Source organism: Halanaerobium hydrogeniformans (assembly GCF_000166415.1).
In the GTDB taxonomy this organism is placed as follows: Bacteria; Bacillota; Halanaerobiia; order Halanaerobiales; family Halanaerobiaceae; genus Halanaerobium; species Halanaerobium hydrogeniformans.
Map to the genome: position 1 here is coordinate 2,358,112 of NC_014654.1, position 20,571 is coordinate 2,378,682.

Below are 20,571 nucleotides of genomic sequence, written 5' to 3' on the forward strand. Positions count from 1 at the left end.
GGGAAAATCAATGTATGCACTTTATTACATCGCAGGTATAGCAACAATAATTTCATTTATATCAAATAAAGAAAAAACACTTCAGGGATTAAAAGTTGGCTGGAAAAAATTTAGTAAAATACTAGGAACCTATTTAAAACTTTTAATAATCTTATCTTTTATTCTTTTGATTTCTGATCAATTTATAATTACCTATCTAGGTGGACAGGCTCCACTTGTCGGTTTGCTTTTAGGCCTAATAATTGGTTCTATAACAATGATGCCTGGCTTTATAGCATATCCACTGGCAGGTATATTGGTTTCTAGAGGAGTTAATTATATGGTTGTAGCAGCTTTCATTACAACTTTAATGCTGGTTGGAGTTGCAACTTATCCGGTAGAAAAAGAATTTTTCGGTATTAAGGCAACCATCTGGAGAAATGTAGCTGGTTTTATCATTGCAGCCTTTATTGCTCTTGCAACCGGAATCCTTTATGGAGAGGTGTTAATATAATGGATAAAACTAAAAATAAGAACAAAAATAAAACTAACTATATAGTCTTTAGTATTTTTGCAGCTTTTATTGTAATCTCATATTTCATAGAGTTTGAGCTTGGAGAAAGAATTGGAGAAAACTTTTTGATTTTTGCTCGAGATATGATAGCAATCCTACCACCAGCTTTTGTCCTAATAGGATTATTTGATGTTTGGGTCAGCAGAGAAACAATTGAAAATAATTTTGGTAATACTTCTGGTTTTAAAAAGTATATTTATGCAATCTTACTGGCGGCAACAACAGTTGGTGGAACCTTTGTTGCATTTCCGGTAGCTAATAGTCTTTATCACAAAGGGGCAAATTTTTCTTCAATATTCACCTATGTAACTGCAGCCTCACTGGTAATGATACCAATGAGCATTATGGAGGCTTCAATTTTAGGAATTAAATTTACAGCAATTAGGATCGGGGTTTCACTTCCTCTTGTAGTTATTAGTTCTATTATGTTGGGAAATTTCTTTTCTAAAATTAACTATAAGATCCCAAAGGTAGATTAAATGTTTAAGCACCAGTTTTCACTGGTGCTTTTTTTATCTAATATATTACGCCTTTATTCCTCAAGCCAGGTATTCCAGAAAAATGTCTGCCAGGCAGCTTCAAAGTTTTTTAGTTCTGAACGTGTAATATGAAGCCTGCTGAAATCTAGAATATTAAAGTAGGGAACAGTATCCCACATTTTTTCATAAAATTCTTCAACTATTTGATATCTCTGTTCATAATCAACTTCCTTAACCATTCTTGCGAAAATTTCATCCATTTCTCTAGATTCTTCAGAATCCCAATTTGTTACCCATTTATTTGTGCCGGTCCATCCCTGATGTATCTGGGGATCGGGTACGGTCTTAATAAAAGATGAAAGATGAATATTCCACCCTTCAGGTTTTGCCCGTCTTTCAACTACAGTCGGCCTATCAAAAAGCTGTAATTCTACTTCAATCCCGATTTTCTCAAGCTGATCTTTAATAGAAATTGCACCCTGTCTCTCCATTTCACTATCCTGTCCACTTAAAATGACCAGAGGTGTTCCATCATAATCTGCTTTATCTAATAATTCTTTAGCTTTATCTGGGTCATAAACATTATATATGCCTTCACCTACATTTTCAGCATGCCAGGGATTACCTTCTTCATGTAAAGAAGCTTCCAGCCGCCAAAAATCTGGATTACCAATCATAGCATAACCTAATTCTTCTAAATCAAGAGCATAAACCATCGCCCTTCTAGCATATTTATTATCAAATGGTGCTATTCCATTATTTGTTACAAAAACAGCCATTTGATCTGGATAGATAATCTGGGTGTTAATATTTGCATCAGCATTAAAACGTGGATATTGATCTCTAGGAACTTCTTCTGCAAAATGGAATTGACCTGTTTGAACTCCGGAAACACGAACTTGGGCATTAGTAATAAAATTTAACACTATTTCGTCCAGATATGCAGTCCGTTCCCCTGCAAAAAATGATGATTCCATTTGCTTAGGTGAATAATCTTCAAACCTAACCAAGCTTAACCTTTGATCTGGGATCCATTCTTTTACCATATAGGGTCCAGTTCCAATATGCCGGTTAATTAAACTATCTCCAAACTCATCAATTATTTCTTTAGCCCTTACTACAAATTTCTGATTGGAAACTGGTGATGCCATAATATTTAAAAATGGAGCATAAGGCTCATCAAACTTAAAACTAATAGTGTAATCATCTAATTTTACTGCTTGATCAAAATATGGTTTTATAAGATCACCAGCACCATTAATATCAAGCCACCTTTCAAATGATGCCAGCACATCATCAGCATCCATTTTTTCGCCATTATGCATCATTACATCTTCCCTAAGTTCAACAATGTACTCTTTTCCATCATCTAAAACTCTGTAACTATCAGCTAGATGAGGTTGGAGCTGTAGATTTTCATCAAATTCAAATAAGCCTTCATAAACATGATTCATCATCGCAGTAATTTGCGAATCAGTAGAATTATCACTATCAAGATGAGGCGCAGACATTTTTAAAGCAACATTTAGTCTACCACCATAAACTCCCTCTGAGCTGGCTTGAGCTGCAGCACTAAAAGCCATCGTCAAAAATAAAACTATAATAGTAATTATTAAAATTATTGATTTTTTCAAAATTGACACCTCTTTTGTTTTTAATTATTTATATTTCCCCGCAAATGAGGATCTAAAAAGTCCCTTAGACCATCACCTAGAAGATTAAAAGCTAATACAGAAAACACAATCATCATTCCCGGAAAAATCATCAGCCAGGGTGCAACAGTCATAAAACTTCTCGCATCGTTTATCATTCCACCAAGGCTAGGTGTTGGTGGCATTATTCCTACACCTAAAAAACTTAAGGCTGCTTCATCAAGTATAGCAAGGGCAAAATTAAAGGTTGCCTGAACTAGAATTGGCGAAGATGTATTACGCAATATATATTTCACTATAATATAGAAATCTCCTGCCCCTACTGCCCGGGCAGATTCGACGTACTCCAGGTCTTTAATAGAAAAAACAGAACCTCTAACTATTCTTGCCATTTTTGGGAAATAGGCAAAAGATAGAGCCAAAATTATATTTAATTTTCCTCCTCCCCAAATAGCCGCCAATGAAATCGCAATAATTATTCCAGGAAATGCCATCATTCCATCTAAAACTCTCATAATTATTCTATCAAATTTCGGATAAAAACCTGCGAGAACACCAATAAAAACTCCGAATAGCAAAGTTAAAATAACAACTGAAAAACCAACCTGAAGTGAAGCTCTTATTCCATATAGCATTCTTGTAAAGACATCTCTACCAAATTCATCAGTACCAAGAAAATGCTCTGAAGAGGGTGGCTGTAGTCGATTACGTGCATCAGTGCTAACCGGATTATATTCTGTTAAAAATGGAGCAAAAATAGCTAAAAAAAGCATAATTAATAAAATTATCAGAGCTGAAATTATATAGGGGTTTTTTAATATGCGTAATTTATTTTTAAAAAACAAATTTATCTACCTCTAATTATACTTTATTTTGGGATTTATTAAACCATAACTTAAATCAACAAGTAAATTTAAAATAATATAAATAAATGCAACAAAAATAATACAGGCCTGAATAACCGGAATATCTCTTCTCATAATTGCGTTTATTGCCAAAAATCCAGTACCAGGTATTACAAAGATTGTTTCAATAATCCAGGTCCCACCAAGTAAAACAGCAAAATTATGACCAATTACAGTAATAATTGGAAGTAATGAATTTCTAAAGGCATGTTTTAAAACAATAGCTTTAGCTGAAAGTCCTTTGCTGCGTGCAGTACGAATATAATCCTTTTTTAATGTATCAAGCATAGCACTCCTGGTCATCCTGGCAATCAAACCTGCCTGCATAAAGGCCAGAGTAATTGAAGGCAATATTAGATATCTTAAAGCACCCAGGCCAACTTCTGAAAAAGAACTATAACCACTGACAGGTAGCCACTGCAATCTCACCGCAAATAAATAAATCAAAATTAATGAAAGCCAGAAACTTGGTATAGAAATCCCCAGCAGAGAAAAGCCTATAGAAAATTGATCCAATATTTTCTTATGGTTAACCGCAGCAATAATTCCTAATGTAAGACCCATAATCAAACCAAACAGCTGTGAAAAGATTGCAATCATAAAGGTTGGTTTAATTCTATTGAATAATATTTCTGAAACAGGAGCATCTAAATAAATTGAATTGCCAAAATCACCTCTAACTATACTACTCAACCAGTTAAAAAACCTAATAATCAATGGCTGGTCAAGACCTAATTCTTGCTCAAGTCTTATAACCTGTTGTTCGGTTGCAAAATCTCCCAAAATTACTCTAACCGGATCTCCAGGCATAAGGTTTGTTATAAAAAAAGCTATTAAAGCAACAATAATAATCACAGGAATAATAAGCAATATTCTTTTTATAATATAATTTCTCACTTTTTCACTTCCCATAGATCAGTTTAACCATAACTCAATATATCATATTATCATACTCACATTATCTTAGCAAAAAACGGAATTTAATTTTTTAATAAGTTACTATATACATTGTATCAAAATCAAAAGAATTTAAAAAGATAAAAAAAAGAACCGTCCAAAATAGACGGCCCTTGATTAAACTAATATTGAGCTTTAACTATTACTCCACTACTTCTACTTCTACATAACCTTCCCAGTGATCATGAAGATTACAGAAAGCATAAACTCTTAATTTAGCTGATTCTTCTAATTTAACATTTAAAGTTGCTTCAGCTTTCATATGAGGAGTAAATGTTACTCTAGCTAGACTTGAATACTCTGCATAAAGATCAAAATACTGAATATAATGGCCAGGTTCCATTGGATGTTCAATTTCCTTGCCAAATGTAACTGTTACTTCAAAAGGTTCACCCTTTTTTACCTGATCAGGAGCCTGAATATACGGAACATGCTTTTTCTCCAGAGCAGTCTTGTCATCACCAGTATTCTCTAATTTTTTGAGATCATAATAACCCATTTCAAATTCCTCCTTATTAATTTTAATGCAACTTTGATTTATAGTAAATAACTACAAGCTCAGCTTGTAATTATTGTACTCTTACTAAAGATAATCATTACTAGTAGAATTATAGCATTATTTAGCAAACTTTGTCAAGATTATAAAACAATATTATCTAAAAGTCTTTGTCAAGTATATCACTCTATAAATTACTTTTCTCTTAAAAACCTTAAATTCCTGCTTATATTTTAACAATTTTTAGCTATATTTTATTTTTATTTACTATTTCTAAGTCTCATTTTTTCATTTAAGATTTTTTTGCGGAGACGAATTGCCTCAGGAGTGATCTCTACCAGTTCATCATCTTCTATAAATTCCAGAGCTTGTTCTAAAGTAAATTCTTTCGCAGGAGAGAGATTTATACTATCATCAGAACCTGAAGCTCTAACATTAGTTAATTTCTTATTTTTACAGGCATTTACAGCCAAATCATTATCCCGATTATTAAGCCCGATAATCATTCCTTCATAAACTTTAGTTCCTGGCTCAATAAAGAGTACTCCTCGCTCTTCTAAATTGGATAAGGCATATGCCATAGCAGTCCCTTTTTTATTGGAAACTAAGACCCCATTTTGCCTTTTTGGAACTTCTCCTTTAAATTCTTCATATTTAGCAAAAGAACGAATTAAAGTTCCTTCTCCACTGGTATCATTGATAAACTCACTTCTAAAACCTATTAAACCACGGGTAGGCACAAGATATTCTAGGTGCAGATAACTACCATCTGGTAGCATTGACTGCATAATACCCTTACGCTGATTCAACTTATTAATTACTGTTCCAGAATATTTTTCTGGGACTTCGATCATTACTTTTTCTATAGGTTCATGTTTTTTGCCATTGATTTCTTTCATTAAAACTTCTGGTTTAGAGACCGAGACCTCATAACCTTCTCTCCTCATATTTTCTAAAAGAATAGAAAGATGTAGTTCCCCTCTTCCAGAAACTTTATAAGCTTCAATATTTGCAGCTTTTTCTACCCTTAAACCCACATTTACTTCAAGTTCTCTATCTAATCTTGCTTTTAAATGTCTTGTTGTAAGGTATTCTCCTTCCTCACCGGCAAACGGAGAGTCATTAACCAGAAAATACATGGCAAGTGTGGGCTCAGCAATTTCGATCATAGGTAATGCCTCTACTTTACCAGGTTCAGATATTGTTTCACCGATTGATATATCTGCCATTCCAGCAACAGAGACGATATCTCCACTTCTCGCTTCTTCTACATTATTTTGACTCAAACCATGATAAACTTTAAGCTTACTTATTTTAGATTTTTTAATTGAACCATCTCTTTTGTAAACAGCAACTTCCTGACCATCTTTTATTGTACCCTGATATACTCGTCCAATCCCTATTCTTCCCAAATAATCATCATAAGCAAGGTCATAAACCTGCATCTGTAGGGGCTTATCATCAAGATCAGGATAAGTGTTAACACTTTTGATTATAGTTTCGAACAGAGGTGATAAATCTTCACTTTCTCCATCTAATTTATAAAATGCTTTACCTTCAACTGCAATTCCATAAATAACTGGAAATTCAAGTTGCTCATCATCTGCAGCAAGATCAATAAACAAATCAAGAATTTCATCACGAACTTCTTCTGCTCTTTGATTATTTTTATCAATCTTATTAATAAATACTATGGGCTTAATGCCTTTTTCTAAAGATTTTTTTAAAACAAATCTGGTCTGGGGCATTGGACCTTCTGTCGCATCTACAATTAGAATGGCAGAATCTACTGCTTTAATAACTCTTTCAACCTCAGAAGAAAAATCTGCATGTCCTGGAGTATCAACTATATTAATTTTTACCCCATTATATTCTATTGCACAATTTTTAGAATAAATTGTAATACCACGTTCGCGTTCAAGATCATTACTATCCATTACACAATCAATAATTTCCTGGTTTTCTCTAAAAACACCGCTCTGATTTAAAAATGCATCCACTAGAGTAGACTTGCCTGCATCTACATGGGCAATCACAGCTATATTTATTATTTCTTTTTTGTTCATTTTAAATTCCTTTCTCTTATAAAGTCAACTTAACTTCCTTATTTTTAAGTCCAATATTCAATTTGCTTTTAATAATATTGCAAAATATTCTTTTAGGGAGCTTTAATGCAGAAAAACCCTGACCACTTAAAAAAGCAATCAGGGCTTTCAATTCTATTATAAAACTTTTATTTGCTTTATAACTTTACAATGTTAGCAGCTTGTGGGCCGCGGTCGCCTTCAACGATTTCGAATTCTACTTCTTGACCTTCTTCAAGATTTTTGAAACCGTCTTCTTGAATTGCGGAAAAGTGTGCGAACACGTCGTCTCCATCTTCTCTTTCAATAAAGCCAAAACCTTTTTTCCCATCAAACCACTTAACTGTTCCTGTGTAAATCATTTAAATAATTCCTCCTATTTTTCACGATGGAATTGTTACTTGTATTTTGTTTTCCATCTAATACAGTTTAGCATGATAATAATCTCATGTCAACCATTATTTTATATTTTTTTCTTCCTTTAAAATCTGCGTGAAAAAGCCCTGAGCACTTAAAAAAGTATTCAGGGCTTTCAATTCTATTATAAAACTTTTATTTGCTTTATAACTTTACAATATTAGCAGCTTGTGGGCCACGGTCGCCTTCTACAATTTCGAATTCTACTTCCTGTCCTTCGTCGAGGTTTTTGAAACCTTCCTCTTCGATAGCTGAGAAGTGTGCGAACACGTCGTCTCCATCTTCTCTTTCAATAAAGCCAAAACCTTTTTTCCCATCAAACCACTTAACTGTTCCTGTGTAAATCATTAAATAAATTCCTCCTAGTTTTTAACGATGGAACTGTTTCTTATTTTTTTCTCCATCTCCCATAGTATAGCATTCTGATATCTCTCTGTCAACTATTATTTATAATTAGCTAAAACTTTTTTTATATTTCTTACGAATTCTCCTGCATTCTCCAGTTTTTCTTTTTCTGTTTGTCCGGCTGTAATAGCTTTTATTAAGGCACTGCCGATGATAATCCCATCCGGATAATCAACAATCTTTTTAACTTTTTCTGGACCATCGATTCCAAAGCCCAGTCCAAGGGGGATATCTCCTGCTGTTTTTCGAACTCTTTTTAAATAACTTTCTAATTTTGGATATGGACCTCTAGCATCACCGGTAGTTCCCAATAAAGCAACACAATAAAGAAAACCAGAGCTTAAACTACTTATTTCTTTTAAACGCTCATCTGATGTATTAGGAGTAACAAGCAAAATCTGATCTAAATCCGCCTCTTTTAAATAATATGATAATTTAGCTTTTTCATCAACCGGCAAATCCGGAATAATAACTCCGGAAACTCCTGCTTTTTTAATAGCTTCTACAAATTCTTTTTCCCCATAATTTAAAACCGAATTATAATAACCCATTAAAACCAGCGGAACCTTAACTTTATCTTTAATGTCTGTCAGCATCTCAATTAACTTTTTTAGAGTACATCCATTTTTTAAAGCACGCTGTGAAGCCTCCTGAATAACAGGGCCATCTGCAAGTGGATCAGAAAATGGGATCCCGATCTCTATAATATCAACCCCCTCATCCTGAAGGCGATAGATTAATTTTTCGGTCATTTCCAGACTGGGATCTCCTCCACTAATATAGGTTATTAACGCTTTTTTGTTTTTAAATTGAGCTGTTATTTTAGACATTTTCTTCTGCCTCCTTAACCTTTTTGAAATTATTGATATCTTTATCTCCCCGACCCGAGAGATTAACAACTATAATCTTCTCCTTAGATAGCTGAGGAGCTAATTTTTCCAGATAAGATAAGGCATGTGAGCTTTCAAGAGCTGGAATAATCCCCTCTTTTTCTGATAATAGTTTAAAAGCTTTAATAGCCTCAATATCAGTGGCAGAATGATATTCTACCCTTTCAATTGTTTTTAAATAACTATGTTCAGGTCCAACCCCAGGATAATCCAGACCTGCAGAAATAGAATAAGCTGGAATTATCTGTCCATCTTCATCTTGAAGCAAAAATGATTTACTGCCATGTAAAACCCCAACCCTTCCAGCAGAAAGAGTTGCTGCATGTTTTCCACTTTCAATTCCTTTACCAGAGGCTTCAATCCCGATCATCTTAACTTCTTTATCATTTATAAAAGGATAAAATATACCCATCGCATTACTTCCGCCCCCAACACAGGCTAAAATATAATCAGGAAGACAACCTTCTTTGGCTTTGATTTGTTTTTTGCATTCATCACCAATTATTCTTTGAAAATCTCTAACCATCATTGGATAAGGATGGGGCCCAACTACAGAACCGATAATATAGTGGGTATCTTCAACATTACGCACCCAATCCCTGATAGCTTCATTTGTTGCATCTTTAAGGGTTTGAGTCCCTGAATTAACTTCAGTGACCTTAGCTCCTAACATTTCCATCTTATATACATTAAGAGCCTGTCTTTCCATATCTTCTGCCCCCATGTAAATTTCACAATCTAAATTAAATCGAGCTGCAACGGTAGCAGTAGCTACACCATGCTGTCCAGCACCAGTCTCAGCAATAATCCTTTTTTTACCCATTTTAACTGCCAGTAATATCTGACCTAAAGTATTATTTATTTTATGAGCACCGGTGTGATTTAGATCCTCTCTTTTTAGGTATATTTTAGCTCCCCCATAATATTTGCTCAATTGTTCAGCATAATATAAAGCGGTGGGTCTTCCACTATAATCTGCTAAGAGTGATTTTAATTGTTTTTTAAAAGCAGGATCATTTTTATAGTGATTATAAACCTCTTCTAATTCATCTAGAACCGGTATCAAGGTTTCTGGAACAAAACGACCTCCAAATTCAGAAAAATAACCTTTATTTAAATCATTTTTTACTCTCAATTTTTTTGCCTGATTTCTCATAATCATTACTCCTTTCTAATCTGATACCCTTTTAATTAACTTAATGATTGTTTTTTTCAAAGGCTCTTATCTTTGCAATGGTTTTGTTTATAAGTACTTCATTTTTAATACCTGGAGAACTTTCCAGCTGACTATTTAAATCTACAGCTGCAGGTTCTAAGGTTTTTAAAGCAAGTTCAATATTTTGCGGCCCTAAACCACCTGCTAAAATGAAATTATTCTTAACAGCTTTATCTTTAAGCAGTGACCAGTCAAAACTCTGACCTGTACCCCCAATTTGTTCAGCAATTTTAGTATCAAATAAAAAATAATCCACAATATTTTTGTACCTCTTCAATCTATCCAGGTCTTGAGCTTCATTAATAGAAATAGCTTTAATTGTTTTAAGAGGTGTTTTTTCTATCAATAAAGGTGATTCATCACCATGAAACTGAATATAATCAAAAAGTCTGCTTGCCAGTATTTTTTCCAGCTCATTGTCCTGAGGATTTACCACTACAGCAACCCTATTAATAAATGGAGGTAGATCTTTAGTAAGTTCTTTTGCCTGGGCCAGAGTTATCTGCCTGGGACTTTTAGCAAGTATAAAACCAAGAGCATCAACTCCTGATTCAACAGCAAAGTCAACATTTCTTTTTAATGTCATCCCACATAATTTAATCATTACTCTAGAACTCATTTTCTAATTCTCCTTTTTGATACCCAACTCTTTTATTTTAGTTGCTGGGTCTTCAGCCCTCATCAGTGTTTCTCCGATAAGAACTCCATCTACACCCAGCTCTTTTAAATAACTTATATCTTCAGCACTTTTTATTCCACTCTCGGCAATAATATAATAGTTTTCACGTCGAGCCTTCTCTTTTAATAATTTGAGCAGTTTAGAAGTTGTCGATAAATCTACTTCAAAATTATTTAAATTTCGATTATTGATACCAATTATTTCTGCATCACTTTTTAAGACCATTTCTAATTCTGACTCATTATGAACTTCTACTATTACCTCAAGTTTTAATTTTTCAGCAGTACTTAAAAGTTCTTTTAACTGATCTAAATCTAAAACAGCTGCAATTAACAAAATAACATCAGCGCCAATAAAGAAACTTTCATAAACCTGAAGTGGATCAATTATGAACTCTTTACGTAAAATCGGTAAATCGGTTAATTTTCTTAAGGATTCTAAAAGTTGATTACTTCCCTGAAAAAATTTTTGATCTGTCAGAACAGAAATTGCTGAAGCTCCACCGGCCTGATAAGCCATTAATTGTTCAACAGGTTTAAAATCTTTTCTAATCAGACCTTTACTGGGTGATGCTTTTTTTATTTCAGCTATTAAACTTAACTGCTCTTCTTTTAATTTTTGCTTTAAAGAATGTCTGCCTTTTTTTAGTGCTTTAACTTCTTTTTCTTTTTCTTTTATTATCTTATCTAAGATCATCGCTAAACCACCGCATTACTACAACTGACAAGTTCATTCAATTTAGCTTTTGCTTTTCCAGAGTCAATGATTTCAGCTGCAAGTTCTACTCCTAATTTTAGCTGTGAAACTTTATTGTGGACCAAAAATGCCGCTGCTGAATTAAGGAGAACCACATCTCTTTTAGGGCCGTTTTTACCATTTAATATATCAAGAGTTATCTGTTTGTTTTGTTCTGGTGCTCCACCCAGGATTTTAGTTATTGGAGCAAAACTCAAGCCTGCATCTTCTGGTGTGAAATTAAATTCTTTTATTTCTCCATCTTTTAAATAAGCAGTTTTGTTTAATCCTGCCAGAGATAATTCGTCAATCCCACCTGCACCATGAACTACCATAGCAGATTTTAAACCAAGATTTTTTAGCACATGGGCCAGGGGCATTACTAGTTCCTCCTTATATACACCAAGAATCTGATAATCTGCTCGAGCTGGATTTGTAAGTGGTCCCAAAATATTAAATATAGTCCTTAAGCCAAGTTCTTTACGAGGCCCAACAGCATATTTCATCGCCTTATGAAAATAGGGGGCAAATAAAAATGATATTCCAATTTGGTCAAGGCATTTTGCGGCTGCCTCAGGACTTAAATCAATTTTTACTCCCAGTGCTTCTAAAAGATCAGCACTTCCACTCTGAGAAGATACTGAACGATTACCATGTTTAGCAACATTTAACCCACCTGCTGCCATAACAATCGCGGTTGTGGTAGAAATATTAAATGTACCTTTTTGATCTCCACCTGTTCCACAGCTGTCTATTAAATCTACAGCAGAAGTATTAACTTGAGCAGCTTTATTTCTCATTACACTTGCTGCCCCTGTAATTTCATCTATGCTTTCACCTTTCATTCTCAAAGCAATTAAAAAGGCTGCTAACTGACTATCTGTTGTTTTACCTTCCATTACCATTGACATCGCATCTTCCATCTCAGCTAAGCTTAAATTCTCTCTGCTAACTACCTTTGCTAAATGTTTATTAAACATTATCTCTCCTCCTCTATACTATCTACTCTAATTTTTATTGGTTATAAAATTTTCTAAAATTATTTTTCCTGCTTCTGTCAAAATAGATTCCGGATGAAACTGAACTCCATATACTGGATAATCTTTGTGTTTAATAGCCATTATTTCTCCTTTTTCTGTTTCTGCTAATATATTTAATTCTTCAGGCAGATTTTTTTTGTTGACTAAAAGCGAATGATAACGAGTTGCAGAAAAATTATTATCGATTCCTGCAAATAATAGATTATCCTTATCAAGCAGATTAATCTTGGAAACTTTACCATGAACTAGCTCATCAGCTATTACAACTTCAGCTCCAAAAACCTCAGCAATACACTGATGGCCTAAACAAACTCCTAATATCTCAATTTTATCTTTAAAATAGTCTATTATTGTTTTAGAAATTCCTGCATCATCTGGCCGGCCAGGCCCAGGAGAAATAACTATCTTATCAGGTGCCATAATAGCAATATCTTCTACTGAAATTTTATCATTACGGATAACTTTTACCGTATCAAATTCTTCCAAAATATGAACCAGGTTATAGGTAAAAGAATCATAATTATCTATTACTAAAATCACGGATACCATCCTCTCTAACTACTTTTAGTGCATCAAATAAAGCTCTCCCTTTATTTAATGTTTCCTGATATTCTTTCGCTGGATCAGAATCTGCAACTATACCTGCACCAACCTGTAGGTTGAGTTTCCCATCTGTCAGCGAAAAAGTTCTAATTGTTATACAGCTATCAAGATTACCATTAAAACTTAAATACGCAACAGTTCCAGCATATACTCCTCTTGCTTCTTTTTCCAGGTCATTAATTAATTCTATAGCTTTTATTTTAGGTGCTCCAGAAACAGTACCAGCTGGGAAAACTGCCTTAAGAACATCAAGACTGTCCAGCCCTTCTTTTAAGTCAGCTTCTACCTGAGAAACAATATGCATCACCTTTGAATAATACTCAACTTCCATCAATTCTGTTACCTCAACACTGGAAGGAGCTGCAATTCTACTTAAGTCATTTCTACCTAAATCAAGCAACATGGTGTGTTCAGCCTTTTCTTTTTCATCACTGAGTAGATCAGTTTCTAATTCAAAATCTTCTTTTTTGTTTTTTCCTCTGGGCCTGGTACCTGCTAAAGGACGCGTCATAACTCTATTGTCTCTAACCCTTACTAATACCTCTGGTGAAGACCCAATAATTCTTGTTTCAGGAAAGTTCAAATAAAAAGAATATGGTGATGGATTTACTGAACGAAGAGCCCGAAAAATTTTAAATGGAGGTAGGTCATTTTCTATAGAAAATTTTTGCGAGAGAACAATCTGAAAAATATCCCCCTCTCTAATATGCTCTTTTGCTTTTTTAACCATTTCTTCAAATTCTTCTTTACTGGTATTTGATATTAATTCAGCTTTTTCACTACTGTATCTTTCACCAACAACTGCCATTTTGCTTTTAGTATTTTCAATTTTATCTTTTAGTTTTTTAAGTTCAAATTGAGCCTGAGCATATAACTTTTTCTTTTCTTCTAAACTCAAATCTGCCTCTAACTGCAGATTGTTGATTATCTTAACTGTATTATGCAGATGATCATAGGCTAAAATCATTTTAGTCATGACTAAAATACTTAATGGCTTATCATCTTTTATCAAACTTTTACCCTTTTCAGCATGGAATATATCTTCCCATTTTTCTATCATTTCATAATTAAAATAGCCAACAAACCCTCCTGAAAAAGGTGGGAGTTTTTCATTTTGATATACACTAATATTATTTAAATAATTTTGTAAATAAGAAATTAAATCTTGATCACACTTTTTTTCTATTTTACCCTGTTTTAGGATTTCAAAATAGTCTTTGTGATTTTTAAAAACTGCTGCTGGTTCTAAACCAATAAAGGAATAGCGATCATTTTCTGAACTTTCCAGTAGATAGGAATAATCTTTATCAGCTGCCAACTTTTTGTAAAGAGAAATTGGTGTTTCAGTATCAGCTATAAATTCATCATAAATAGGAATAATATCATATTTTTCTGCCTGTACTAAAAACTCTTTTAAATTTATCATTTTTACCTCCCTGGACGAGAACCCAATTGATTTATTTAGAAAACAAAAAACGGCCAAAGCTTATATAAAGCCTGACCGTAGAATTTAAAATTTAATATTATTGAGTTATAGACAGATTATTTTTAGTTTAATAGTTTAAAAAGCTCTAAAAAAAGTTAAACTGCTCCCTTATTTAAACTAATTATCTAAACTAAAAAAACAAAAACCACGCTGTTATACCAGCCTGGCCCCTCTAAATAATCTATCTGCTCATCTAATCTCAACTAAATCTCATCTCTACTAAGCTGGGCTCTTCTCATCTCTAATTTTTTTAAGTATATAAGATTATGATAATCTTGTCAAGAACTTTTGCAAAAGCAAATTTTAATTATTTTACTGATTTAACCCAACTTTGCAGTAATTGAAACTGAAAATTCCCCTCTTTGAACTAAAGAAATTCCCCCTCTAAGTGCTGCTTTTTTACTCAAAGCAAATGCCTTACCACCAATAATACCAACTATTATTTTACCTATTATGGCCCAGACAAGTAAAAAGACTAAAGGAGAATTTGTTTATAGGATCATAAATCCCATTAATATTCCAATTAGTATTCCTGCATTAGCAAAGTGACTGTGTATATTATTTGACTGGGGTATTAGTTCATCATTCACTATATAAAGCATAGCACCAGCTGCAAAAGCCAGTGAAGCTCCTACAAACAGGGCAGAAATATTGAAAAAGAATTGGGCTATTATAGTACCTAAAGGTATCATAAGCCCAGCAAATAATGTAAATAATAATATTTTAGTATTAGAAGCTCCTCCAGATTTTAAAGGCCCTGCTATTGCTAAACCTTCCGGTATATTGTGCAGTCCAATTGCCATTGCAATATACATTCCTGCTTCTGGACTTGATTCAAAACCTGCTCCAATAGCCAAACCTTCTGGTAAATTATGGAGAGCTATCCCCAAAAAGATTAAAAAACCTGTTCTTAGAAGTGGAGACTGTACTTTCAATTTTTCTGGATTTTCTGTTACTAAATGGCCAGCAGAAGACAGGTGAGAGTGAGGTAACAATTTATCAAAACTGTACATTAGAAGCGCTCCTAAAATAAATGCCACAACCGTATTTGTTAATGATGATAATTCAAGTGCTTCCGGAAGCAGTTCAAATACTGAAATTGCCGTCATAATACCTGCAGCAAAACCGATTAAAATCGCTAATATCTTTTCACTTGGCTCACCAAAGATCATCAATATTACTGCTCCAAGCGAAGTTGATAAACCAGCTAAAAAACTATACATTAAAGTACTCATCTTTATACCTCCAGAAATAAATAATATTTGCTAGAAAAAGGGCTCCTACTGCGATTAAAACCAATACAGCACCAAAAGCCCTTTTGTATTTACTCGATTCCTATAATATTGTAAAGCCCATTAACAAACCACCAATCATGCCTGCATTGGCAAAATGACTGTGCATATTATTTGACTGAGGTACTAATTCATCATTTACAATGTAAACCATCGCTCCAGCTGCAAAAGCCAGTGAACCTCCAACAAATATCGGTGATACATTAAATATAAACATTCCAATCATGGTACCCAAAGGTGTCATAAGACCAGCTAAAAGAGTAAATCCAAATAACATAGCTGTTTTAGTACCACCAGATTTTAAAGGTCCTGCTATAGCAAGTCCTTCCGGAATATTATGGAGAGCAATTGCCATTGCAATATAAATACCTGCTTCTGGACTTGACTCAAAACCTGCTCCAATCGCTAACCCTTCTGGTAAATTATGGAGAGCTATCCCCAAAAAGATCAAAAACCCTGTTCTCAGCATCGGATCTTTAACTTTTAATTTTTCCGGGTTTTCCACTTCTAACTTTTCCGAAGATGAAAGATGAGAATGAGGAACAATTTTATCAAGGCCAAACATCATAAATGCACCCAATAAAAACCCGATTAACGCTATCCCAAGTGAACCAAGCTCGACCGCTTCTGGCATTAATTCAAATACAGAAATCGCCAGCATAATACCTCCAGCAAATCCCAGCAAAGATGCTAATACTTTTTTGCTCGGTTCACCAAATATAATCAATACAAAAACTCCAAGTGAAGTTGATATTCCAGCTAAAAAACTATACATTAACGTGCTCATTTCTATACCTCCTGTTTTAATTTTTTTCTGAATTATATATATATATTATTTTAATTGCTTAGATAGTTAAAAATTTGATTTGAAACTGACTCTCAATTAATATAATTATATATTAGTCATCTTTTTTTTGCAAACTTAAATAATTAAAAAATATTCCCCTCAAAATCATAAAAACCCGCAAATATTAAAATTAATACTTGCGGGTTTAATATCATAGTTTGTTTTGTTTAAGAGTCTTTTTAGAGATTATTAGCAGCCAAAATAGCATCTTTAACCATTTCTGCATCTACTTCAAATGGCATATTGTGGATTGTTTCTCCTTCGGCAGTACTTGCTTTTGCAACTTCTAATATTTTATCTTCACTAACCTCAGTTACACCAAGGTCAGCCAGAGTTGTTGGTAAGCCAACTGTTTTGCAAAAAGCAATAGCTCTTTCAATTTCTACAGGATCTCTATCTTCTAAAACCATCTGCACTATAGTAGCAAATGCTACTTTTTCACCATGGGTATTGCTGTGAGTTTCTTCTAATACAGTCAAACCATTGTGAATTGCATGAGCTGCAGCTAATCCACCACTTTCAAAACCTAAACCACTTAAAAGTGTATTTGCTTCTACAACTTTTTCAAGAGCTTCTGTAACCACACCTGCTTCTGCTGCTGCTTTAGCAGATTTGCCGTACTTTAATAAGGTGTCATAGCTCAATCGAGCAAGACTTACAGCGGTCATTGTCTGGCTTCCACCAGCAATTGTTGGAGCTTTAGTTAAATCACAGGCAGCTGCTTCAAAATAAGTTGCTAGAGCATCCCCCATACCAGAAACTAAAAATCTAACCGGAGCATCAGCAACAATTTGAGTATCAATAATTACAACATCAGGATTTTTTGGTAAAAATAGATATTCTTCAAATACTCCTTTTTCTGTATAGATTACAGATAAAGCACTACAAGGAGCATCAGTTGCAGCAATGGTAGGGACAATAACTACAGGAAGATTAGTGTAGTGTGCAACAGCTTTAGCAGTATCTAAGGTTTTTCCACCACCGACTCCAATGACCATCTCTACCTCTTCGTCTTCGGCAATATCTTTTAACCTGTCAATTTCCACCTTAGAACATTCACCATTAAACTCTTCCATTACTACTTCTTTTCCTTTTAAACCTGATTCTAGCTCTTCTGAAAATAGTTCATCTACAACTGGATCAGCAATAACCAGCACTTTTTCTCCAAAATCCTGAAGATAATCTGCCATTTCTGCTAATACATTTTTTCCCTGAACATATTTGCCAGGAGACTGTAATACTCTTGCCATAAACAACCACTCCTTAATATGAATTATTTTTCACAAATCTTCTCTTGTTAATATAAATTAAAGATTTATCTTTGTTTTCCTGCCTCAAAACATAATTATTATATTATTGGACAAAAAATTATTGGATAAAAAGCATTGTTTTATTTTCTGGTATTTTTTAGAATTTTTTACTCTAAAATACTTTTGCAGCTTTTCAATATATATATTCATCGCAAATACTTTTATTAAATAGTTATTTTTGATATAATTTTTAGAAAGGTAGGTGTTGAATTTGAAAAAATACTTTAAAGTTGATGACTGGAAAGTTATAGAAGAAGGTTTTGATAAAAATTATAATAGAGTAACAGAAAGTATAATGAGTTTAGCTAATGGACATATGGGATTAAGAGGTAATTTTGCTGAACAGTATAGTGGTGACAGCCTTCAGGGAACATATATTGCCGGTGTATATTATCCTGACAAAACAATTGTAGGCTGGTGGAAAAATGGTTACCCGGAATATTTTGCGAAAATAGCTAATGCAACAAATTTTATTGGTATTGATTTGAAAATAGATGACACTATAATTGATTTAGCGCAAGTTGAATTTAGTTCTTTTAAAAGAGTCCTGAATATGAAAGAAGCTTATTTAGAAAGGTCTTTTATCGTTAAAGTAAACGATGATCAGCTTGAAATTAATGAAAAACGATTTTTAAATCAAGAAAAAAAAGAAACTGCCGCAGTTAAATATTCAATTAAAGCACTTGAAGGAAACCATTCGGTACAGTTAACTCCTTATCTAGACGGTAATGTAAAAAATGAAGATGCAAATTATGGTGATTTTTTCTGGAAAGGTGAAGAACAGCTTAATAATAAACAGCAGTCATTACTAAGCATGAAAACTAAAAAATCACATTTTAAAGTAAGTACTGCTATGGAATGGAAAATAAATAAGGAATATAATCGGCTTGAAAAAATAAATGAAGAAAATTACATTGCCGATAAAATAACTTTAAAGCTAAACAAAGGAGAAAAAATTAATCTCGAAAAATTTATTGCTGTCTGTACAAGTCGGGATTATGAAAAAAATTTAGTTAATACTAAAGCGGTAGAAAAAGCTGCTGAGGCTGTATCACTGGGCTTTGATAAACTTTTTGCTGAACATAAGAATGCCTGGGCAAAAATCTGGCAGGAAAGTGACATTAAAATTGAAGGGGACCTGGAAGCTCAACAGGGCATTAGATTTAACATTTTTCATTTAAACCAAACTTATACAGGCCATGATCCCCGATTAAATATAGGGCCTAAAGGTTTTACCGGCGAAAAATATGGTGGTTTAACCTACTGGGACACAGAAGCTTACTGTTTACCATTTTATTTAGCTACCCACAGTCAGAAAGTTGCAAAGAATTTATTAATCTACAGACATAATCACCTCCAAAAGGCTATAGAAAATGCAGATAAACTTGGTCTTAAAGGTGCTCTTTATCCAATGGTAACCATCAATGGAGAAGAATGCCATAATGAATGGGAAATTACTTTCGAAGAGATTCATCGCAATGGAGCAATTGCCCATGCAATCAAAGATTATATTGATTACACAGGTGATCAGGAATATATTAGAGATTATGGTTTTGAAGTTTTAGCAGAGATTTCTCGTTTTTGGGCTGACCGCGCTCATTACAACCCCCGCAAAGATAAGTATATGATTATTGGGGTTACAGGGCCTAATGAGTATGAAAATAATATTAATAATAATTGGTATACCAATAAAATAGCCGCCTGGACACTTAAATATACTTTAAAAAACAGGAAATATTTAAAAGAAAATTATCCAGAAGCTTACAATGATTTAATTGATAAACTTCAATTAAGCGAAAAAGATTATCAGCTCTGGCAGGATATGATAGAAAAAATGTACTACCCCTATCTGGAAGAATATGATATTTATGCCCAACAGGATGGCTATTTAGATAAAGAACAAAAGCTGGTTTCTGATTTAAATGAAGAGGATATCCCACTTCACAAAAACTGGTCCTGGGATAAAATTCTTCGCTCTCCATATATAAAACAGGCTGATGTTCTCCAGGGAATTTATTATTTTGAGGATGAATTTGATCAAGATAGTATGGAAAGGCATTTTGATTTTTATGAACCACGAACTGTTCATGAATCTTCTCTATCACCCTGCATCTATTCTATTATTGCTGCAGAAATAGGTAGAAAAGAAAAGGCCTATCAGCTTTATCTCAGAACTGCTAGATTAGATCTTGATAATTATAATTATGATACAGATGATGGACTGCATATTACCAGTATGGCAGGAACCTGGATGTCAATAGTTGAAGGCTTTGCTGGATTTGAAGTTAAAAATAGTCAGGCCCAGTTTAGGCCCTTCCTACCAGAAGCATGGAACTCCTATAATTTTAAGATAATGTTTAAGGAAAGAAGAATTAAAATTGAAGTTAATCAAGAAAAAGTCGTTTTTGAACTAGAGAAAGGTAAAAAGCTTGAAATAAAAGTTTATGATAAAGAATATAAACTTAAGCCTGAACAAAAATTAATAATTGAAAACTGAATATGATATGATTTTCTCTTAAAAAAAG

General features: G+C 33.6%; 20 protein-coding genes. 3 read left to right on the forward strand and 17 right to left on the reverse strand.

The genetic code is table 11. From position 1 onward, the window contains the following. Positions 1 to 10: 10 nt before the first annotated feature. Both HALSA_RS11000 and HALSA_RS11005 read left to right on the forward strand, forming a co-directional pair. The gene (locus HALSA_RS11000; protein WP_013406627.1) at positions 11 to 493 is read left to right on the forward strand and encodes a hypothetical protein; all 483 of its coding nucleotides are present in this window, start codon (positions 11 to 13) and stop codon (positions 491 to 493) included. Continuing rightward, positions 493 to 1,032: a permease gene (locus tag HALSA_RS11005; RefSeq protein WP_013406628.1), complete on the forward strand. Its 540-nt coding sequence runs from the start codon at positions 493 to 495 to the stop codon at positions 1,030 to 1,032. The genes HALSA_RS11000 and HALSA_RS11005 overlap by 1 nt, the downstream gene beginning before the upstream one ends. A gap of 53 nt (positions 1,033 to 1,085) precedes the next feature. Here the strand turns inward: HALSA_RS11005 and HALSA_RS11010 are convergent, their stop codons facing one another. The 17 genes from HALSA_RS11010 to HALSA_RS11090 all read right to left on the reverse strand — a co-directional run bounded on the left by HALSA_RS11010 (position 1,086) and on the right by HALSA_RS11090 (position 17,986). After that, a complete protein-coding gene (locus tag HALSA_RS11010) occupies positions 1,086 to 2,675 on the reverse strand; it encodes an ABC transporter substrate-binding protein (RefSeq protein ID WP_238524754.1) in 1,590 nt (529 codons plus the stop codon). Between the two features lie 11 nt (positions 2,676 to 2,686). Further along, a complete protein-coding gene (locus tag HALSA_RS11015; RefSeq protein ID WP_013406630.1) occupies positions 2,687 to 3,529 on the reverse strand; it encodes an ABC transporter permease in 843 nt (280 codons plus the stop codon). 12 nt (positions 3,530 to 3,541) lie between these two features. Then, positions 3,542 to 4,486 carry an ABC transporter permease gene (locus HALSA_RS11020; protein WP_013406631.1) on the reverse strand — a complete coding sequence of 315 codons (945 nt, stop codon included), beginning with the start codon at positions 4,484 to 4,486 and terminating at the stop codon, positions 3,542 to 3,544. Positions 4,487 to 4,688: 202 nt separating this feature from the next. Further along, complete coding sequence (locus HALSA_RS11025; RefSeq protein ID WP_013406632.1) at positions 4,689 to 5,045, reverse strand: class II SORL domain-containing protein; 357 nt, start codon at positions 5,043 to 5,045, stop codon at positions 4,689 to 4,691. A gap of 257 nt (positions 5,046 to 5,302) precedes the next feature. Next, positions 5,303 to 7,108 carry a translational GTPase TypA gene (typA, locus tag HALSA_RS11030; protein ID WP_013406633.1) on the reverse strand — a complete coding sequence of 602 codons (1,806 nt, stop codon included), beginning with the start codon at positions 7,106 to 7,108 and terminating at the stop codon, positions 5,303 to 5,305. A 176-nt stretch (positions 7,109 to 7,284) separates the two neighbouring features. After that, positions 7,285 to 7,485 carry a cold-shock protein gene (locus HALSA_RS11035; protein ID WP_202943528.1) on the reverse strand — a complete coding sequence of 67 codons (201 nt, stop codon included), beginning with the start codon at positions 7,483 to 7,485 and terminating at the stop codon, positions 7,285 to 7,287. 202 nt (positions 7,486 to 7,687) lie between these two features. Beyond that, the gene (locus HALSA_RS11040; RefSeq protein WP_013406635.1) at positions 7,688 to 7,891 is read right to left on the reverse strand and encodes a cold shock domain-containing protein; all 204 of its coding nucleotides are present in this window, start codon (positions 7,889 to 7,891) and stop codon (positions 7,688 to 7,690) included. Between the two features lie 95 nt (positions 7,892 to 7,986). Next, positions 7,987 to 8,778, reverse strand: coding sequence for a tryptophan synthase subunit alpha (trpA, locus tag HALSA_RS11045; RefSeq protein ID WP_013406636.1), 792 nt, complete (start codon positions 8,776 to 8,778; stop codon positions 7,987 to 7,989). Then, entirely contained in the window at positions 8,771 to 9,994 is a 1,224-nt protein-coding gene (trpB, locus tag HALSA_RS11050; protein WP_013406637.1) for a tryptophan synthase subunit beta, read from the reverse strand. The genes trpA and trpB overlap by 8 nt, the downstream gene beginning before the upstream one ends. A 40-nt stretch (positions 9,995 to 10,034) precedes the next feature. Continuing rightward, the gene (locus HALSA_RS11055) at positions 10,035 to 10,673 is read right to left on the reverse strand and encodes a phosphoribosylanthranilate isomerase (RefSeq protein WP_013406638.1); all 639 of its coding nucleotides are present in this window, start codon (positions 10,671 to 10,673) and stop codon (positions 10,035 to 10,037) included. 3 nt (positions 10,674 to 10,676) lie between these two features. Further along, a complete protein-coding gene (gene trpC, locus HALSA_RS11060) occupies positions 10,677 to 11,429 on the reverse strand; it encodes an indole-3-glycerol phosphate synthase TrpC (protein ID WP_013406639.1) in 753 nt (250 codons plus the stop codon). A 2-nt stretch (positions 11,430 to 11,431) separates the two neighbouring features. Further along, positions 11,432 to 12,448, reverse strand: a complete 1,017-nt coding sequence (trpD, locus tag HALSA_RS11065; RefSeq protein WP_013406640.1) for an anthranilate phosphoribosyltransferase — start codon at positions 12,446 to 12,448, stop codon at positions 11,432 to 11,434. 27 nt (positions 12,449 to 12,475) lie between these two features. Beyond that, positions 12,476 to 13,048, reverse strand: coding sequence for an anthranilate synthase component II (locus tag HALSA_RS11070; protein WP_013406641.1), 573 nt, complete (start codon positions 13,046 to 13,048; stop codon positions 12,476 to 12,478). Next, a complete protein-coding gene (gene trpE, locus HALSA_RS11075) occupies positions 13,029 to 14,537 on the reverse strand; it encodes an anthranilate synthase component I (RefSeq protein ID WP_013406642.1) in 1,509 nt (502 codons plus the stop codon). The genes HALSA_RS11070 and trpE overlap by 20 nt, the downstream gene beginning before the upstream one ends. 551 nt (positions 14,538 to 15,088) lie before the next feature. Further along, a complete protein-coding gene (locus tag HALSA_RS11080; RefSeq protein ID WP_013406643.1) occupies positions 15,089 to 15,832 on the reverse strand; it encodes a ZIP family metal transporter in 744 nt (247 codons plus the stop codon). A 100-nt stretch (positions 15,833 to 15,932) separates the two neighbouring features. After that, on the reverse strand, positions 15,933 to 16,676 hold the full coding sequence (locus HALSA_RS11085; protein WP_013406644.1) for a ZIP family metal transporter: 744 nt from the start codon (positions 16,674 to 16,676) through the stop codon (positions 15,933 to 15,935). Between the two features lie 239 nt (positions 16,677 to 16,915). Continuing rightward, on the reverse strand, positions 16,916 to 17,986 hold the full coding sequence (locus HALSA_RS11090; RefSeq protein ID WP_013406645.1) for a glycerol dehydrogenase: 1,071 nt from the start codon (positions 17,984 to 17,986) through the stop codon (positions 16,916 to 16,918). Between the two features lie 271 nt (positions 17,987 to 18,257). On the opposite strand from HALSA_RS11090, the gene HALSA_RS11095 reads away from it, so the two are divergent. Further along, positions 18,258 to 20,543 (forward strand): family 65 glycosyl hydrolase domain-containing protein, encoded by a 2,286-nt coding sequence (locus HALSA_RS11095; RefSeq protein WP_013406646.1) that lies wholly within the window; start codon positions 18,258 to 18,260, stop codon positions 20,541 to 20,543. Positions 20,544 to 20,571: the final 28 nt, after the last annotated feature.

What these genes read in the sequence shown, in the direction of transcription:
- trpE (WP_013406642.1), bottom strand. Translation starts at nt 14,537, where the DNA reads ATGATAAATTTAAAAGAGTTTTTAGTACAGGCAGAAAAATATGATATT.
- typA (WP_013406633.1), bottom strand. Translation starts at nt 7,108, where the DNA reads ATGAACAAAAAAGAAATAATAAATATAGCTGTGATTGCCCATGTAGAT.
- HALSA_RS11000 (WP_013406627.1), top strand. Translation starts at nt 11, where the DNA reads ATGTATGCACTTTATTACATCGCAGGTATAGCAACAATAATTTCATTT.
- trpA (WP_013406636.1), bottom strand. Translation starts at nt 8,778, where the DNA reads ATGTCTAAAATAACAGCTCAATTTAAAAACAAAAAAGCGTTAATAACC.
- HALSA_RS11080 (WP_013406643.1), bottom strand. Translation starts at nt 15,832, where the DNA reads ATGAGTACTTTAATGTATAGTTTTTTAGCTGGTTTATCAACTTCGCTT.
- HALSA_RS11005 (WP_013406628.1), top strand. Translation starts at nt 493, where the DNA reads ATGGATAAAACTAAAAATAAGAACAAAAATAAAACTAACTATATAGTC.
- trpB (WP_013406637.1), bottom strand. Translation starts at nt 9,994, where the DNA reads ATGAGAAATCAGGCAAAAAAATTGAGAGTAAAAAATGATTTAAATAAA.
- trpD (WP_013406640.1), bottom strand. Translation starts at nt 12,448, where the DNA reads ATGTTTAATAAACATTTAGCAAAGGTAGTTAGCAGAGAGAATTTAAGC.
- trpC (WP_013406639.1), bottom strand. Translation starts at nt 11,429, where the DNA reads ATGATCTTAGATAAGATAATAAAAGAAAAAGAAAAAGAAGTTAAAGCA.
- HALSA_RS11090 (WP_013406645.1), bottom strand. Translation starts at nt 17,986, where the DNA reads ATGGCAAGAGTATTACAGTCTCCTGGCAAATATGTTCAGGGAAAAAAT.
- HALSA_RS11055 (WP_013406638.1), bottom strand. Translation starts at nt 10,673, where the DNA reads ATGAGTTCTAGAGTAATGATTAAATTATGTGGGATGACATTAAAAAGA.
- HALSA_RS11085 (WP_013406644.1), bottom strand. Translation starts at nt 16,676, where the DNA reads ATGAGCACGTTAATGTATAGTTTTTTAGCTGGAATATCAACTTCACTT.
- HALSA_RS11040 (WP_013406635.1), bottom strand. Translation starts at nt 7,891, where the DNA reads ATGATTTACACAGGAACAGTTAAGTGGTTTGATGGGAAAAAAGGTTTT.
- HALSA_RS11025 (WP_013406632.1), bottom strand. Translation starts at nt 5,045, where the DNA reads ATGGGTTATTATGATCTCAAAAAATTAGAGAATACTGGTGATGACAAG.